Below are 17471 nucleotides of genomic sequence, written 5' to 3' on the forward strand. Positions count from 1 at the left end.
GTCAAACATTTCTCATTTAAAATGAAAAAATACAGCATAGATCAGTCTCCTATATATAAGCTATCTTCAAAAAAAAAGCTCAAAGAGATTCTTTATATAGATGAAAAAAAACTTAAGCAAGCCACACAGTTTCCAGCACACTATAGTTTTAATAAGAAAATAAATGGTAAAACAAGAAATATACAGCCTCCTATTAACATTACAAAAAAAATTCATGAGAGAATACTCTCTCTTTTATCAAGAATAGAAGTTCACACTTTTCTGTTCTCAGGAGTTAAAGGAAGATCATATGTTTGCAATGCAAGAAAACATATTGCATCTTCTTTCTTTTTAACTATAGATATCAAAAACTTCTTTCCTTCAACAACAAGGAAAAAAGTATTCTATCTTTTCTATAAAATGTTTAAATGCTCTCCAGATATTGCAGATACTTTAGCTAAAATGCTTACTTTTAATAACCAGTTAGTTCAAGGAAGCTGCGTAAGCCAACTACTATCATACCTTTCTAATTATGAGATGTTTGAAGAAATAAATATCATCGCAAATAAATATAATTTAACATTTTCCCTATATGTTGATGATATGACATTTTCAAGCTCACAAGATTTCAAGAAATCTGATGTGATTTATGAGATAAAAAAAATACTAAAAAAGTCAGATTACCAAATAAAAAGAAGCAAACTACGCTATTCTAAAACTGGAGATATAACAGGTGTAATAATAAAAGAGTCTCACTTATTAGTTAAAAATAAAACTCACAGAAAAGTATTTTTATTACGAGAAGAAAAAAATCTAAAAAAGATAAAGCAACTTACAGGACAAGCAAAATATATTCAGCCTTCTTTTCCCAAAAAACCTAAACTAAAGCCTCCTTTTTCTCAAGCGTTTTCGCATAAAGCTCTTGATATTTAGCTAGCTTCTCTTTTTCGACAGCTACCACAGCTTCTGGAGCATTTGCCACAAACTTTTGGTTAGAAAGTTTGTTTTCAACCCTTTCAACTTCTTTCTGTAGTTTCTCCAACTCTTTATCTAGCCTTACAACCTCTTGTTCAACATCAACTAAACCTTCTAGAGGAATATTTAATTCTAAACCTTCTATAGCTTGTGATAAAGATGTCGGAGGATTATCACTAAATTCAATATTTTTAACTCTAGCTAAAGCTTTTATAAAATTCTCTGTCTGTCTTAAATAGCCTTCTTCTTTCTCAGCTATATCTTTAATAATTAAGTCTATCTCTAAAGATGGTTTAATACCTACTTCACTACGCATATTTCTAAGAGTTGTAACTACATTTTGTAACCATGAGATAACAACCTCATCTTCTTTAGCTACAAGCTCTTCTTTAGCTACTGGATAGGACACATCCATAATAGTATCTTTAGCATCATTTAAATGAACTTTTAACTGCTGATAGATACTCTCTGTGATAAATGGCACAAGAGGATGAGCTAAAGCTAGAATGTTTTCCAATACTTTAGTTAAGGTATACTTAACCCCATTTTTCTGTTTTTCAGATAAAGACTCATCTTTTAAAGTAACTTTTGCAAACTCAACATACCAGTCACAATAGTTATTCCATACAAGGTCATAAATAGTATTTGCTACCAAGTCAAATCTATAATTCGCAAGGTGTTTATGTATATCTGCAACAGCATTATTTAAAACACTCCAAATCCACTTATCTGCAACACCTAACTCATAATTATTACAAACCTTATAATCATCTAAATTCATCATTACGAATCTTGAAGCATTCCAAAGTTTATTACAGAAGTTACGATACCCTTCAACTCTAGCTGTATCGAAACTGATATCACGAGATGTAGAGGCCAACGCTGCATAAGTAAATCTCACAGCATCTGCACCATAAGCGCTAATGCCTTCTGGGAATTCTTTCCTTGTAGCTTTCTCAATCTTAGCTTTCATCTGTGGTTGCATTAAACCAGTGGTTCTTTTTTCAAGTAAATCTTCTAGAGAAATACCATCTATCAAATCCACAGGATCCAACACATTACCCTTTGATTTTGACATTTTATTACCTTCACTATCACGGATAAGTCCAGTAATATAAATATCCCTAAATGGCACATCATTCATAAAGTACATACCAAACATCATCATTCTAGCAACCCAGAAGAAAATAATATCAAAACCAGTTACAAGAACGCTCGTCGGATAATATTTCTCTAATTCAGGAGTTTTTTCTGGCCAGCCTAGTGTACTAAATGGCCATAATGCAGATGAGAACCATGTATCAAATACATCTTCATCTTGCTTGATAGCAAAGTCTTCTGCTAAGTTATATTTTGCTCTAATATCAGCTTCATTTTCACCAACATATACATTACCTTCACTATCATACCAAGCAGGGATTCTATGTCCCCACCAAAGCTGCCTAGATACACACCAATCTTGTAAATCACGCATCCAAGCAAAATATGTGTTCTTCCAGTTATCTGGAACAAACTTAACCTTACCAGTCTCTACAGCTTCTATAGCTGGTTTTGCAAGTACATCAGCCTTAACAAACCATTGCTTAGTTAGATACGGTTCTAAAACCTCCCCAGTTCTATCTCCAGTAGGTACTTTTAACGCATGAGGCTCTATTTTGTCTAACAAGCCTAATGCATCCATATCAGCAACTATTTGCTTACGTGCTTCAAACCTGTCTAATCCTTGATATTTTGACGGTACATTAGTATTTAGTGCGGCATCATCAGTTAAGATATTTAGCATCTGCAAATTGTGTCTTTTACCCATTTCATAGTCATTAAAGTCATGAGCTGGCGTAATCTTCACACATCCTGTACCAAAATCTTTCTCAACATAGTCATCAGCTATTATAGGAATCTGTCTATCTGTAAGTGGTAGATTTATCATCTTACCAACAAGGTGAGCATATCTCTCATCTTCTGGATGAACTGCAACAGCCATATCGCCAAGCATCGTCTCTGGACGTGTTGTTGCTATAATAATTTTCTCATCACTATTTGCTATCGGATAAATGAAATGCCAAAGCGAACCCTTTTCTTCTCTCTGAGCAACTTCTAAATCAGATACTGCTGTTTTTAACTTAGGATCCCAGTTTACTAACCTCTCTCCACGATATGCCAAACCATCATCATATAGTTTAATGAAACATTTTTTCACTGCGTCAGAAAGACCATCATCCATAGTGAATCTTTCTCTATTCCAATCTGGAGAAGCTCCTATTCTACGCATTTGAGAAGTTATAGTTCCGCCTGAAAGCTCTTTCCATTCCCAAACTTTACTTACGAAATTCTCACGCCCTAAATCATGCCTAGAAATACCTTGTGCATTAAGCTGTCTCTCTACAACCATTTGAGTAGCGATACCTGCATGGTCTGTACCTGGTTGCCACAAAGTATCTTTACCAGACATTCTGTTATAACGGATCAAAATATCCATTAGAGACATCTGGAAACCATGCCCCATATGTAACGTCCCTGTTACATTTGGAGGAGGCAACATTATTGTATATGTATCTTTTGAGTCAGTGTTACCACAAGCAAACTTGTTTGAGGTTTCCCATTTTTGATAATTAGATTGCTCTATCTCTTTAGGATTATAATTTTTATTCATCTCTTGAGTCATTCTTAAAACCTATATAAATTGCAAAAAACTTAGAAAAATTTAATGAGGATAATTTTAGCAAGATTAGTAGAAAAAATATAGAAAGAGTGCTTATTGGTTATTAGCTATCGGCTCATTAATGATACGAATAAGTTGATCTCTTATATGCTTAGCAAAGTATAAAGACCCTATTTTAGATAAGTGACTATTTGTTATCATTATGGACTCCTCATATTTACTATCTGAATAAAAAGATTTTCCTTTACTATCTATATTTTTACAATATCCTTTTTCACAAAAAACTTCATAAGGATTAATAAAATAAACATTTTCATACCTTTTAGCATACTCTTTTAAAATACCATTCACATTTATCGCAGCCATATTCTCACTAGCCTTATCTTCACTATTACATTTTTTATCAAACTTAAACCACTTAAGTTCAGATATACACTCTAAAGGTTTATAATTTAATGCTCCAGGAAAGTCTCCTATAAGAATTAACTTATGTTTTCCCATATCAGCTCTTAATTTATCCAAAGCATTAATAAATAATTCATAATCGTTATAATCAACTATTTTTAATGTATCTATATTAAAGCTTTTATGAGTCTCTATCGACCCCGCCATTTTAAGTTGTCCGGACAGCCATGTAGAATAAATAAGCACTGAGTCTTTAGACTTTTTAAGTGCAGTAATTGCCTCTGAGTAAGATTTCTTCGATAAGTAATCAAAGGACTTTTGGCTCTTAGGATATAATCTTATAACCCCCGGTAACAACAAAGTTGAAATATTTCTATGAGCGACTGTAAAAATAGTTAAGTCATATGGTATTGCGATTTCTTTAATAATACCAAAATCTAACATCCCCGCATGACTATCTCCCATTATAATAATGTTTGGATATGTTGTCTTACCTATATGAATATAATCTTCTTTAAAATCAGCTCCTCCCCAATTTTCTAAATTATAGTTAGAAATATCTGAAATAGTCTCTATCACTTCAGGAGATTTCGCTCTCCACGCCCAACCATTGTTACAATAAATAGAAAAACCCAATACAATAAAAAATATGACAACTATTAACCATCTAAATAATAGAAAAATTTGTTTTTCCTTATTTTTAGGAATATTTTTTCTAAAAGGCTGCTCTATAAAAAAATACATAAAAGTCGCCACACATATAGAAACAAAAAATATTATTATTTTTACATATAACGATAACTCAAAAAGCTGACCAACATCTTCATTATAAGTTTTTATAAAAACTATAAGAGGCCAGTGCACTAAATATAGAGAATAACTTATTAGACCAATAAATCTTGTAATTTCATTTCTAAAAAGAAACCCTAGATATTTTGCTTCACCAGCATAAATCAAAAGTGCAGCTCCTATACATGGTAGCAATGCATTATAACTCGGAAAGAGTGTATCTTGTTTATAGGTAAAAATTGGATATAGAATAAATAATATGCCTAAAGCACAAAGTAACTCTTTTTTATAATTATCCTTAATTTTAATCTTTAAGATCCAAATAAGAAAAGCTCCTATTAGAAACTCAAAAGCTCTATACTGGACTAAATAATATAATGCTGTTATATAATTATCTTGATCATAAATATTATTTATAAAACTAATAATAAACAGTAAAAATAAGACCTTTAACAAATGCTCTCTAAAGAATCTAAATGTAATTAATAAAATAACAGGCCAGAAAATATAAAACTGCTCTTCAACACCTAGAGACCATGTATGTAATAAAGGATTGGATTGAGACAATATATCAAAATAACTTGCTTGCTTATAAAAATATACATTAGAAAAAGAGAGAGCTGTTGAAACCAGCGATCCTCCAAATATATGAAATTTTGCTAAATCCAGTAACCAAACACCTAAAATAAAAGATATTATTAATACAAAAGATAACGCAGGCATAATACGCCTTGCTCTACGAGTGTAAAAATTTATAAAATCAAATCGCTTTGTTTCTTCTAACTCTTTAATAATAATATTAGTTATTAAAAAACCACTTATTACAAAAAAAACATCTACCCCAACATACCCACCTCTAAAAGCTGGAAAGTCTAAGTGTGCAAATAACACAGCTATTACTGCTAATGCTCTTAAACCATCTATATGTTTATAATATTTCACTAAATCAGTTGAAAGATGTTTTAATAAAAGTATATAGCACTATATATATAGTTTCTAGATTTCAAAATTAAAGTAGGTATCTTTATATGGCTCATCTTTCAGTGTGAAGTGCCACCACTCTGTATCTAATGGTACAAATCCAGCATCTTCCATTAATCTCTGAAGTAATAATCTATTAGCTCTAGCCTGTGCTGGGATATCAACATAATCAGGATGAGACTTCTCACTAAAACAATCAAATCCAGTACCAAAATCTAAACTATTATCAGGATCTCTTTGACTATATGGTGCAGTACATGACACTTGCTTTGATCGATGTTCAGGAATTTTACTATCTATCGGCACTATTGTTAGATCCATAGTACTACCTCTACTATGCCCTGACTTTGCAGCAATATAACCATCTTTAAAGAGATTCTTTTTATCAACCTCTTCATAAAAAGTCGTTTTCATCTGAGTGGCTTTAGTATCTGCTGCCCATTTAACAAAATTATCCACTGCTTTTTGTGGTCTATAACAATCATAAACTTTTAATGACAGTCCCATTGGTACAAGCTTATCTTGAACTTGGCTTAAGGCTTCTGCTGCTTGATCTGTCAGATAACATTTACCTTCATTATAGCCATCTATCTTTTTTCCAACGAAGTTAAAATTTGTTGCATATCGCATATCTAACTGTATAGAAGGTATAACATCTTTAACATTCACAAAGCTATTTGGAATATCTTGAGAGAAAGCGAACTGTGTACTTATAAATAAACCAAATAAAATAAAAGCTTTCTTAAACATCTTTTACTGCCCAATCTAAAGAAATATTATTAAAAGTATAGCATAATAATACGAAGCACTTTATTTATAGGTCCATGTTATGACAATTATTGAATATTTCTTTATATACTCACTTATTGGCTTAACAGTCCTCTCTATTCTATATAAAAAAAGCTTTCTAAGAGTTCAGCTATTTTGGATTGCTATTGTTTGCTTAGCACCAAATATACTGGGAGTGATAATATATTGGTTTGCTCAATTAAAAAAAAGGGGACAAATGGACTGTTTCCCGATCAAATTCTTAACTACTCAAAATAAAGTAAATACTCCTGAACACTCTCTTTCTAAATTAATGAGTTACTATCAGCTATCACCATTACCATATTCAGATACTTCCTTTTATTATGAAACTAAAAACATATATAAATGTTTTATTGAACAAATAGATAGAGCCAAAGAAACTATTTTCTTAGTCACATATATCTGGGATTTAGATACCATCGGAAGTAAGCTTATGGATAAGCTGGAAGATAAAATAAAGCAAGGTGTAAAAGTTAAAATAATCGTAGATGCTTTAGGTTCAAATACGATTTTTTCTTTTAAGAAAAGAAAGCAAATTAATAATCTTCGCAAGAAAGGTATTGATATAGCAATCTTCAACCCTTTATTGGGAAGCTTATTATTTAAGAATCACTTCAATCCTAGAAATCACAGAAAGATTTACATTTTTGATAATAAAGTTACTCTAATAGGCGGGATAAATATAAGTGATGATTATTTAGCAAAAAATAAAAATCCTTGGAAAGATATTATGCTAAAAATAGAAGGTGAAATTGCTAAAGGCTATACTAACCTTTTTATCTCTGACTGGAACTATGCCTCTAAAAAATACCCTCTAAATTTTAATAAAGAAGAATACAATATCGAGGAAAATATTAAAGATTTCGCATATATTGTTCCATCTGGTCCAGATATACAGAGTGAAATATTTTATAACACTTTAATTTCCTTATTTGCAACGGCTAAAGATAAGATAACGATCATTACACCTTATTTCATCCTATCTGATCAAATATTTTCTCTAATTAAAAATGCTGCTTTAAGAGGCGTGAATATAACCATTATAATTCCCTATGTAGCGGATAAAATGGTCGCCACTCTTCTTAATTATAATTACGTCAGAGATTTGGAAAAATATGGGGTTAATTACTTTCTATATAATAAATCCATGCTACATAGCAAAATAATATTAATTGATGATCAAGTGGCTCTAATAGGATCAGCAAACTTAGATTATAGAAGCTTATTCATTAACTATGAGATCTCTACCCTTTTTTATGAAAAAGAATTACTTAGAAAAATTAATATTTTTGCAGAGGATTTAAAAAAAGATTCAATCCGAGAACTTCCTAAGAAAAATTTGATTAGCCTAATACCTGAAAAATTATTAAAGCTTATTGCACCTTTATCTTAAATAATTTTAGATTTATATAGTTTATTCAAATGCTTACTATACAAAAATAAACCTAATAATCCTAATAGAGCACATACTAAAGCTACTGCACCAAACCCTAAGTATGCCTGTCCAGATACCATACCTACAGAATGACTAGTTAACGGAGCTAATCCACCAACTAAGGCAAATGCTAAATTATAGCTTAATCCAACTCCTGATAGCCTAACATCAGTAGGAAATAAGTCACAGATAAAATACAATGCTACAGATACATACATACCAAATAGTATAGTTAAAATACTAGTACCAAAGATCACAGCTAATGGTGTCTTAATATTTGCTATTATATAGAAGCATGGTAACGCTAATATTAATAACAAAACACATGCAATAGCGTAAGTTTTTCTCAATCCTATTTTATCAGCCCTATAACCAAATACATATGTAGCTATTGATAAAGCCAATAAGCTTGGTGCTAATATAAAAGATATCTCTGAAGATGGTAGATCTATTAATCTTCCAACAAAATCATGCATATATAGTGTCAGCATTACACCACCAAATGCTATGACTATAGATAAGCAAGTTGCTGCAACAACTCTTAAACTATATTTATTAAATAGTATTAAGAAAGGTACTTTATCTTTTTTCTGTAAATTTAAGAACTGTGGTGTCTCATGTAAATTCAAACGTACATAATAACCAAAAAATGCTAATACCCCTCCGAAAATGAAACTCATTCTCCAAGCATAATCACCAAAAATAGCCCCAAAAACATACGAAACCAAATCTGAAAATAAAAATCCAAAAGTAACAAATGTAAACAATAATCCGAAAGCAGCGCCAAAGTTTTTCTGAACTGACTCATAAACAATTACATAAGCTGCTGGAAGCTCCCCTCCCAACGCAACCCCTTGTAAAATTCTCAATGTAACGAACAATACTGTTGCTGTGAGTCCTAGAGTTTCATACCCAGGCAACACTCCCATGAGGAAAGAACAAATACCCATTAGCATAATTGTAAAAGTAAAAAGCTTCTTTCTACCTATTACATCCCCTATAGATCCTAATATCATTCCAGCAAATGGTCTAATAAGATATGCTATTGAAAATATAATAACTGTAAAAATACTTTTTATAAGCTCAGATTCTATTCCGCTAAAAAAAGTTGCTGAAATTTCTTTAGAGAAAACCATATATAAACAGAAATCATAGAACTCCAGCACTGCTCCTATACCAGATAGAACAACTACTTTTCTATTACTTAAACTACTCAATTTAGCACTCCTAAATAAAAAATAGAATTTACATACTCATCATTAAGAAACCACAAAATGCGGCATTATTGATAGCTAGAGTCTCATCTACTTGGCTCTTCATATCCAATATTTGACTACGATAATTTTTATAAAAATCCCATGTTGGTTTTGGATTATAAACTACTCCATCTAATTCAAAGGTAGATATAATACCTTTTGTAGTAGTCGGCTTAATAAATACTTCTTCATCTGGCTTATAATAATTTGGAATTACCGTTACTAAAGACCATTTAGCTAACTTATATTGCCCTAATATTTCTACCATTTGCTCAAAGCCTTTTTGCTGATCTCCATGTAATATAAGTTTCAAAGATTGAGACAGTGCCTTTTCTTCTGTAGGTCCCATACTTTTCACAACATCTCTAAACTTTGGTTTCTCAAATATTGATATTAATGATGACTGGCTTACTATTTTAACCATATTTTCACAAACTTTACTTACATCACTAAAAGCTGACTTTTTAAAAAATTCTTGTGCTTGCTTTGTCCTTTGATCCATTTTATGTTTTTTAGCTATCTCTTGCATAGTAGGGTCAAAAAAACCATCTGGATATAATGAAAGGAATTTTTGCTCAGCTTTTTTTAATTTGTCCACATTCATATAAATCAACCTTTTTCATGAGTTGGCTGTATACCTAACTGCTTGTAATAAACATATTTTTTCCGAGAAACTGCCAATCTATTTTCCTCCTGATCAACAACTTCTATAATTTCCTTAGGAGCTTTCTTTGCTATATTGACTGGTAAATTGGTTATATTTATTAATAAATCATGATCTAAAACTAGAAACATATTATCTGTTATAAATACAGGAACATTAGGATATTTATTATATTCTGTACTATTTATTGCACAGAAATGAGGGATAAAGACATCTTCGCCATCCTTCCATAACTTATCATCAACAATTTTAGCTACACTTTGCTCTGCTAAAATAGCTATCTTTTTTTCTGAAGAATATTCTTTCACAACAAAGTCTACGATGTAGTTTATTAACTCTTCATCTGTATTAGTATTTAAAATACGAAAAGAAACTTTCATGAAATCAATAAACCCCTAAAACTTAAAATAAATTCTAACAATATCCTTGCCATAGTGTTATTCCTTTGGCCATTCAAAAATACTTTTTACTTTCTGGAAAAAATTGCTTCCTAATATAAAGAAACTTGCCACGAACAACACATCTCCACTAAATAAAATTAATATAAGATTTACTTTACCTACCATTGGTAACAAATCGAAAAGTAATATAATTTCTGTTACAAGAGTTGGATAAATAAGACTTGTTATTAACATTACTATTCCTAATGTATATCTTTTTTTGCCAATCGGCTTACTATAAGAAAAATAGTTCCCAAAGATACTTTTAATTGCTTTTTTAATAGCATCAATAATTGTCTTGCCTAACAGTACTACTGACAAAGCAAACATTACTTCTGCACTTACAAGAGCCACCGAAGCAACAGATAATGCCATTGCGGTTGATAATCCTAAGAAAGGTAATACCCCAAATACAAAAATATATGGTAGCCAAGAAACTGAAAATAAAACTATTCCTAAATAATATTTCCAATCTTTTTTTACTTCACTCATAATATTTTCCTAACTCTCTTTACCTGCTGTGACTTTTATATCCATTCCTGTACTTATAGAAGTTTTAATAGCTACCGCTAAAGCTTTAGTCATATCCTCTATAGACATACTAGGAGTATTCACCTTATCAACAGCCTGCTCTGTTGAATAAGGAACGTGAATAAATCCTCCACTCTTATTAGGATAGTTTTTATTTAACTCATATAACAAAGCATACATTATGTGATTACAAACATATGTTCCTGCTGTATTTGAGACCTCTGCCGGAACTCCTGACTTATTAATATTTTGAGCTATTGCTTTGATTGGTAATTTCGAAAAATATGCATTCTCACCATTAGCAAAAATTTTGGTATCTATTGGTTTATTGCCATCATTATCTGGAATTCTCGCATCATCAATGTTGATAGCAACTCTTTCTACAGAGATATTATAACGCCCACCAGCTTGACCAACACAAATAATTAAGTCTGGATTATACTCTTTAATATATTCTTTAAGCTTAGCAATAGACTCCTCAAAACTTACTGGTAACTCTTTCTTAATAATTTGAGCTCCATCAATATTATCAGGTAAAGCTTTTACTGCTTCAAAAGAAGGGTTTGTTGCTTCTCCTCCAAACGGTGCAAAACCAGTTATTAGAACTTTTTTTATACTATTCTCATTTGCAAAAGCTGTAGAAAATGCAAGAAATGAAAAAAGAAAGGTAACTACTGTTAATATTTTTTTCATATAATTTCCTATATTCCTTATTCGTAAAGACCTTTTATTTTATCTTTAGATTTTTTTAGTTTTTTATCTTTCTTATTTGCTTTTGTCAGAAGCTCGAGAAGCTCTTTATAATTACTAAAATCCTCATTTGAATAAATAGCTCTATTTAATTCTTGTAGCTTATCTTTCAAATCATCATTAAATCTAGCAACATCTGGTAGTGAAAATATTTGAGACTTATATCTAGTCTTTGCCCAAGCTATTATTGCTTCTTTTAATGCAAAAATATCTTTTTTAGAACAAGCCTTTTTTACTTCGGATAATGTGCCGACTTTTACTGAATCTTGCTCTTTGAAACTCTCCTCATCTACTACGATCACTTTCCTTTTTTTAAGAACAAATACTAGTACTGTTAAAGTGACTAACCATAATATTATAAAAATATAAGCTGTATATCTCCACATATTATCTTGTGAGACTTGACTTGATACATTCTGTGCTATAGCTCCAGCTTGTTGTAAAGGCATTATTGCTGGCACAAAACCTGGCTTAACATTAAATTTTTTGGCTGCTATCGAAGCTGTCTCTAGTTTACTTGTCTTAATGTTGTACCACTTAACATTGACTGGAGGAACTGTTGCAGCTCCTTCTTTTGTTGGCATGTAACCTATTTTATATGTAGCCGTACCAACCATTTTTCCATTTTCTTCAGAATCCTTAAATTGTGGCTTCTCAGCATATATATTAAACTCATCAGTTGACTCAAAAGATAGTTTTGGAATATCCGTACCCAGCATACCTTCAGCTGCTATCGAAACTGTCCTAGTTACAAGCTCACCCACCTTTAAATCTTTAGTGGTTGACCAGTCATCCGATAATTCAACAGAGGTTGATGGCAACCAGTCATCAATATTGACATCATGAGGGATAGGCTTAACATTTAGTACCATATTGTTTGTTGAAACAATTACAGGCTTATAACCCAACTGGCCAAATCCATTTGCTACATTTAATTGTAGAATTATTGCTGGAATATGTATTTCACCAGTTTTATTAGGAATAATTAAGAAGCTTTGTTCTATAACATCATATAGTTTTCCATTCATCTGCTTCTGGTATTTCGCATTATGTCCAGTCTCTCTGATATCGACTCCTTTTATCTCAAATGGTTTTAGTTGTAAGCTAACTAAAGGAGTTGCGAAAAAGATTTTCAAAGTATAAACAATTGGTGAATTAACATACCCAATATTAGAAGAAAGCTCTCCTGTTGCAAAAACTTGACTATATTTTGTTTCTTCAACGTTTGTTAAATTTTTAGAAACCTGTATGGTGATTGGGTTTGTGCGTTCATTACCTATAGCTAAAGCAGGAATAATTACCCTTCCATCTCTATTTGGCATTAGAGTTATATTTGTAACATAGCTAGCTGTTTGCTTACCATTTACAACGGTCACTTTACTACTTGTACTAGTATCATAAACTGTAAAATTCTTATAAAGGGGGGACAAATCTGGCTGTTGATTAAAATCATCCAAACTAATACTTAAAACGACACTCTCACCCTTGCCTATACTTTTTCTATCTACACTTGCAGACACCTTAGCAAAACTTATCTGCGTTAATGAAAATATAAGTATAAAACTAATGATAATAAATTTAGAGATTTTAGTTATCATTGCCCACTCCCGACTCTATTTTTATAATCTCTCAAGAACTTTTGTTTTAATAAACCGCCTGGATCATCATCTATCCTAGCCAATAAGTTTTCAGCCTGCCTTTTATCCAACTGCTCCTGTCTTGCCTTAACAGATTGCTGCTGTTGTTGCTGTTGCTCACTAGGAGGCGGTGGTGGCGCCTGATTGTCTTTATTGTCTTTATTGTCTTTATTGTCTTTATTGTCTTTATTGTCTTTATTGTCTTTATTGTCTTTATTGTCTTTATTGTCTTTGTTGTCTTTGTTGTCTTTGTTGTCTTTGTTGTCTTTGTTGTCTTTGTTGTCTTTGTTGTCTTTGTTGTCTTTGTTGTCTTTGTTGTCTTTGTTGTCTTTGTTGTCTTTGTTGTCTTTGTTGTCTTTGTTGTCTTTGTTGTCTTTGTTGTCTCCGCCGTTATTTTGGTTTTGATCTTTTTCTTTTTCCAACTCTTTTGCTATTTCCAAGTTATTTTTAGCATCTTCAAAATCAGGCCTTTGCTTTACTGCTTCTTTGTAGGCCTCTATAGCTTCTGAATAATTTCCCATTTGTGTTAACGCATTACCCTGATTATATAATCCCACTGGAGAATCATCTTTTTTAAACTCATTATATGCCTGCTGATAATTTCCTGCTTTATAGTTGGCAGCACCTTTCCATTGATCATTCTCAAAGCTATTAGCTGCTTCTTTATATTCATCACTATTAAAATAGCTCATTCCCTGCTGATCTCTTGTTTGCCATAAATCATTCCATGTGTTCGCAAGAACTAAACATGGCATAAAAAATAAAATACCTATAAATATTTTTTTTAACGACATACTTTCTCCAATAACCCTTTTCTAAAAAGGATTGCTAAAAGTACTATTAACCCCCAAATAAACCAAACACCTCGATCCAACCAAACTGAACTACTTGCAGCTTCATTATCTGTCTTATCTTCATTTGTTAGTTGACCATTATCAGCTAAAATCCTGTCTATATCATCATTACCAGGCGTTAATGCAACAAATATTCCTCCTCCAACTTTAGCAAGCTTTTGTAATGCCGCCAAATCAACACCAAAGTATTTAATATTGCCATTATCATCCTTTATGTATGATCCTGCTGTATTTTGAGCAACTCCTCCTTTTGCTGTACCTATTGCAAAAGTTGTAACCTTTATTCCCTCATCCTCTAAATTTTTAGCCTCTTTAAATGCTTCTTCTGTCGGTTTTGAATCTGTAATTAATATTATCTCACCTTCATTAAATCCAGCCTGCTTTATTAGCTCAGCCGACTTAGTCAAAGCCTTAGCTATATCATGACCTTGGACTGGTACTATATCTGTTTTCAATACAGGAACTAAATTAGAGATTGTTTTTGCATCTGTAGTTAATGGAGAAACAACAAAAGGCTCACTGGAAAAAACTATCATACCAGTTTGTCCTTCACGAATTTCTTTTAACAAATCTAGAATTTTATATTTAGCTCTTTGTAAACGACTTGGAGATACATCAGTTGTATCCATAGAGTCTGAAACATCTAATGCTATAACCCTAGGCATGCTTTTTTGATAAACTGGAACATCCTGATATGACCAAGCTGGGCCTGCTAAAGCAAATATTGCCAGACCCCATATTAAAAGAAAAAATGAAGGAATAATAAGTTTCTTTTTCCCCAACTTATTACCAACTACAACATACTCTAATAAATGTTTATCACAATGCTTTAACCATGTATTGCTACTATGACTATACCTTATAAGTAAAACAAAAATAACTAGTGCAGGAATTATAGCCAAAAACCACCAAGGTCGAATAAAATGAATAAATGTCATTAATACCCTCTCCTACGATAAAGCCATATTAAAGCAAAGCCAAAACTTATAACTAATGCCACTCCCATTGTCCATGGATAAAAATAAGTAATCGGTCTAAAAACTGCTTTATCTGAACTTATAGGTTCTAACTTATCTATATCACCATAAACTTGCTGTAAATCTTCACTATCTCTAGCCCTAAAGTATTTTCCACCTGTCATTTCAGCTATTCTTTCTAGTGTTTTTGTATCAAGATCTTCTGATGTATTAACCATTTGAGAACCATAAGGTGTGTTCACCACCATATTCCCACCACCCAGAGCAATAGTATATATTTTTATCCCCTGCTGTTCAGCGATCTCTGCAGCTTGTATAGGGTGAATAACACCCGCATTATTTTCCCCATCCGTGAGTAATATTAGTGCTTTGGATTTACTTGGATATTCCATAAGCTTTTTGACACCTAATCCGATAGCATCCCCAATAGCTGTTTGTGGCCCAGCTATTGCTATAGTTGCATCATTTAGCATGTTTTGGACAGTTTTTGTATCAAAAGTTAAAGGAGTTTGTAAGTAAGCCTTAGTTCCAAATAATATAAGTCCTACCCGATCCCCCTTTCTTTCTTCTATGAATTGATTTGCAACCCTCATTACTAAATCAAATCTAGATTCCATATCATTGTCTTTTTTCATATCTTTTATAGCCATACTTCCTGACAAATCTATGGCCATCATTAAATCTCTACCACTTTGTTTCATTGCTATAGGTTTACCAAGCCATTGAAGTCCAGAACCTGAAGTAACTACAAGTATCCAAATCAACGCCAGCAAATATTTCAAAAAACTTGCTCTATAAAAGACTCGTGATCTACCATATGACAATTTACTTTTTAATTGCTCAAAAAATGGTGTTTTTAAAGCTGCTTGCTTATCTGATTTTGCCTTTGGCACTATAAAGTAAATCAACAAAGGCAACGGCAACAACACAAAAATCCAAGGGTATGCTACTTGTATCATATAACCGTCCTAAGCCACTTTTCTGCTACAGCTAGTAACTGTTCTTGCTCTTGTGTATTTAACACTCTAGGAGCATAGCTATTTAATAAAACTTTTCCAGAACCTGTAGTAAAATCTTTAGTTTTTAATCTTTTATCTAAATATTCAAGCCACTTATCTCCATGTAACGTATGAGGGCTATCTTTAGGAAATTTATCCATAGCCATTCTCTTTAAATAAACAGAAATAGCTAAAACAAACTCTTCCGGCTTCTGTGCAAAAACCTTATCTCTGAAATCTTTAATTATTAAATCTTTTCGTCTCTTTATGCTTTTTCTAATTTCTCTAAAAATGAAAATACAAATAATTATAAAAACTACTAATCCTAATAGGACCCACCAGCCATAGGCTATTGGCCAAAAAGGAACTTCTTTTGGTAGATAAATATCTTTTAAATTATCTAAAAGATTAGCTTCTTGCATCATTCATCATCCCATAATTTATAGCTTTAACTAAATCATCATTTGTCGCCAAAGTTAAAAAAATCATCTTATGCTTTTTAGAGAAATCTTTTATATTATTTTCTCTATCTGTGAAAAGTGCGTTATAGCCTTCTCTAAGCTTTTTATTTGCTCCATCTATCTCTAATCTATGCTTTCCATCACTAAAAAAATAAGCTCCTAGATCTGGAAGTTGTTTTTCTATTGGATCGTAATTAAATATATTTACAACCTCATGATTCTTTGTTAAAAGTTTTAGATAAAGTTGTGCTTCTTTTGTCAACTGACTAAAGTCACTTAATATAATTATTATGCTGTTTGACTTAACCTTACTATATAAGATCTTAAGGGCCTCTTCTAAACCATTAGAACTTTCTACTTGATAATGTTTATTATCTTCTATTGTTTGATTAAAAATTCTAACTAATGTGCTTTTATCTTGCTTAGCTGGAAAAAAACTATAGCCCTTTTCATCAAAAACAATTCCACCAACCTTCTCATTCTCTGAAATAGCGCCAAATCCAAGTAGTGCAAGAGCCTCAACTGCTTTAACGCTCTTAAAACATTCTCTAGTACCAAACCTCATTGAAAAACCTTGATCTAAAATAAAATATAAAGAACGCTCTCTTTCCTCTCTATAAACTTTTGTATAAGGCTTTCCTAGTCTCGCAGTTAAAGACCAGTGCATTAGACGAATATCATCTCCCGCTTGATAGTGACGAACTTCATCAAAATCCATGCCTCGGCCCTTTGCTTTAGAAAGTTTACCTCCTGCATTTACGGCATTTGCTGTTTGTTTTTTGAAAAAAGTAATGCCTCTTGCTTGATAACGCAAATCTAAAAGCTTTTGAAGATCTGGCTTTACGCCCTTATAGCTTTTCATATCTAAAA

At 31.9% G+C, this 17471-nt stretch carries 16 protein-coding genes; 2 read left to right on the forward strand and 14 right to left on the reverse strand.

Features of this window, described 5'->3' with window-relative positions:
* Window positions 1-21 precede the first annotated feature (21 nt).
* Window positions 22-912 carry a reverse transcriptase family protein gene (locus tag DNK87_RS08245; RefSeq protein WP_119331220.1) on the forward strand — a complete coding sequence of 297 codons (891 nt, stop codon included), beginning with the start codon at window positions 22-24 and terminating at the stop codon, window positions 910-912.
* Here the strand turns inward: DNK87_RS08245 and DNK87_RS08250 are convergent.
* The 3 genes from DNK87_RS08250 to DNK87_RS08260 form a co-directional block, all read right to left on the reverse strand.
* Complete coding sequence (locus DNK87_RS08250; RefSeq protein WP_119331088.1) at window positions 857-3616, reverse strand: valine--tRNA ligase; 2760 nt, start codon at window positions 3614-3616, stop codon at window positions 857-859. The two genes, DNK87_RS08245 and DNK87_RS08250, sit on opposite strands and share 56 nt — an antisense overlap.
* 90 nt (window positions 3617-3706) lie before the next feature.
* Window positions 3707-5749, reverse strand: a complete 2043-nt coding sequence (locus tag DNK87_RS08255; protein ID WP_159240248.1) for an acyltransferase family protein — start codon at window positions 5747-5749, stop codon at window positions 3707-3709.
* Window positions 5750-5803: 54 nt separating this feature from the next.
* Complete coding sequence (locus DNK87_RS08260) at window positions 5804-6538, reverse strand: M15 family metallopeptidase (protein WP_119331090.1); 735 nt, start codon at window positions 6536-6538, stop codon at window positions 5804-5806.
* Between the two features lie 79 nt (window positions 6539-6617).
* Here DNK87_RS08260 and DNK87_RS08265 point away from each other — a divergent pair, with 79 nt between their 5' ends.
* On the forward strand, window positions 6618-7991 hold the full coding sequence (locus DNK87_RS08265) for a phospholipase D-like domain-containing protein (protein WP_119331091.1): 1374 nt from the start codon (window positions 6618-6620) through the stop codon (window positions 7989-7991).
* Here DNK87_RS08265 and DNK87_RS08270 read toward each other — a convergent pair.
* Genes DNK87_RS08270 through DNK87_RS08320 form a run of 11 tightly spaced genes read right to left on the reverse strand, consistent with a single transcriptional unit; the run spans window position 7988 to window position 17463 of the window.
* Window positions 7988-9250, reverse strand: coding sequence for an MFS transporter (locus DNK87_RS08270; protein WP_244614640.1), 1263 nt, complete (start codon window positions 9248-9250; stop codon window positions 7988-7990). The two genes, DNK87_RS08265 and DNK87_RS08270, sit on opposite strands and share 4 nt — an antisense overlap.
* Window positions 9251-9278: 28 nt before the next feature.
* On the reverse strand, window positions 9279-9893 hold the full coding sequence (locus tag DNK87_RS08275) for a hypothetical protein (protein ID WP_119331092.1): 615 nt from the start codon (window positions 9891-9893) through the stop codon (window positions 9279-9281).
* A gap of 5 nt (window positions 9894-9898) precedes the next feature.
* Window positions 9899-10333, reverse strand: a complete 435-nt coding sequence (locus tag DNK87_RS08280) for a DNA polymerase III subunit chi (protein WP_119331093.1) — start codon at window positions 10331-10333, stop codon at window positions 9899-9901.
* 57 nt (window positions 10334-10390) lie between these two features.
* Window positions 10391-10885 carry a transporter suffix domain-containing protein gene (locus DNK87_RS08285; protein WP_119331094.1) on the reverse strand — a complete coding sequence of 165 codons (495 nt, stop codon included), beginning with the start codon at window positions 10883-10885 and terminating at the stop codon, window positions 10391-10393.
* Window positions 10886-10894: 9 nt separating this feature from the next.
* Entirely contained in the window at window positions 10895-11617 is a 723-nt protein-coding gene (gene pcp, locus DNK87_RS08290; protein ID WP_119331095.1) for a pyroglutamyl-peptidase I, read from the reverse strand.
* Between the two features lie 17 nt (window positions 11618-11634).
* Window positions 11635-13272: a BatD family protein gene (locus DNK87_RS08295; protein WP_119331096.1), complete on the reverse strand. Its 1638-nt coding sequence runs from the start codon at window positions 13270-13272 to the stop codon at window positions 11635-11637.
* A complete protein-coding gene (locus DNK87_RS08300) occupies window positions 13269-14105 on the reverse strand; it encodes a tetratricopeptide repeat protein (protein WP_159240250.1) in 837 nt (278 codons plus the stop codon). Before DNK87_RS08300 ends, DNK87_RS08295 begins: the two co-directional genes overlap by 4 nt.
* Window positions 14096-15103, reverse strand: a complete 1008-nt coding sequence (locus DNK87_RS08305; RefSeq protein ID WP_119331097.1) for a vWA domain-containing protein — start codon at window positions 15101-15103, stop codon at window positions 14096-14098. The genes DNK87_RS08300 and DNK87_RS08305 overlap by 10 nt, the downstream gene beginning before the upstream one ends.
* Window positions 15103-16101 (reverse strand): vWA domain-containing protein, encoded by a 999-nt coding sequence (locus tag DNK87_RS08310; RefSeq protein ID WP_119331098.1) that lies wholly within the window; start codon window positions 16099-16101, stop codon window positions 15103-15105. Before DNK87_RS08310 ends, DNK87_RS08305 begins: the two co-directional genes overlap by 1 nt.
* Window positions 16098-16562 carry a DUF4381 domain-containing protein gene (locus DNK87_RS08315; RefSeq protein ID WP_159240252.1) on the reverse strand — a complete coding sequence of 155 codons (465 nt, stop codon included), beginning with the start codon at window positions 16560-16562 and terminating at the stop codon, window positions 16098-16100. The genes DNK87_RS08310 and DNK87_RS08315 overlap by 4 nt, the downstream gene beginning before the upstream one ends.
* Complete coding sequence (locus DNK87_RS08320) at window positions 16549-17463, reverse strand: DUF58 domain-containing protein (protein WP_119331100.1); 915 nt, start codon at window positions 17461-17463, stop codon at window positions 16549-16551. The genes DNK87_RS08315 and DNK87_RS08320 overlap by 14 nt, the downstream gene beginning before the upstream one ends.
* Between the last annotated feature and the right edge of the window lie 8 nt (window positions 17464-17471).

Origin of the sequence: Pseudofrancisella aestuarii, from assembly GCF_003574475.2 — a bacterium.
In the GTDB taxonomy this organism is placed as follows: Bacteria; Pseudomonadota; Gammaproteobacteria; order Francisellales; family Francisellaceae; genus Francisella; species Francisella aestuarii.

Coding starts and splice junctions, on each gene's coding strand:
- DNK87_RS08260 (WP_119331090.1), bottom strand. CDS start 6,538: ATGTTTAAGAAAGCTTTTATTTTATTTGGTTTATTTATAAGTACACAG.
- DNK87_RS08275 (WP_119331092.1), bottom strand. CDS start 9,893: ATGAATGTGGACAAATTAAAAAAAGCTGAGCAAAAATTCCTTTCATTA.
- DNK87_RS08265 (WP_119331091.1), top strand. CDS start 6,618: ATGACAATTATTGAATATTTCTTTATATACTCACTTATTGGCTTAACA.
- pcp (WP_119331095.1), bottom strand. CDS start 11,617: ATGAAAAAAATATTAACAGTAGTTACCTTTCTTTTTTCATTTCTTGCA.
- DNK87_RS08250 (WP_119331088.1), bottom strand. CDS start 3,616: ATGACTCAAGAGATGAATAAAAATTATAATCCTAAAGAGATAGAGCAA.
- DNK87_RS08315 (WP_159240252.1), bottom strand. CDS start 16,562: ATGCAAGAAGCTAATCTTTTAGATAATTTAAAAGATATTTATCTACCA.
- DNK87_RS08285 (WP_119331094.1), bottom strand. CDS start 10,885: ATGAGTGAAGTAAAAAAAGATTGGAAATATTATTTAGGAATAGTTTTA.
- DNK87_RS08295 (WP_119331096.1), bottom strand. CDS start 13,272: ATGATAACTAAAATCTCTAAATTTATTATCATTAGTTTTATACTTATA.
- DNK87_RS08310 (WP_119331098.1), bottom strand. CDS start 16,101: ATGATACAAGTAGCATACCCTTGGATTTTTGTGTTGTTGCCGTTGCCT.
- DNK87_RS08300 (WP_159240250.1), bottom strand. CDS start 14,105: ATGTCGTTAAAAAAAATATTTATAGGTATTTTATTTTTTATGCCATGT.
- DNK87_RS08280 (WP_119331093.1), bottom strand. CDS start 10,333: ATGAAAGTTTCTTTTCGTATTTTAAATACTAATACAGATGAAGAGTTA.
- DNK87_RS08320 (WP_119331100.1), bottom strand. CDS start 17,463: ATGAAAAGCTATAAGGGCGTAAAGCCAGATCTTCAAAAGCTTTTAGAT.
- DNK87_RS08305 (WP_119331097.1), bottom strand. CDS start 15,103: ATGACATTTATTCATTTTATTCGACCTTGGTGGTTTTTGGCTATAATT.
- DNK87_RS08245 (WP_119331220.1), top strand. CDS start 22: ATGAAAAAATACAGCATAGATCAGTCTCCTATATATAAGCTATCTTCA.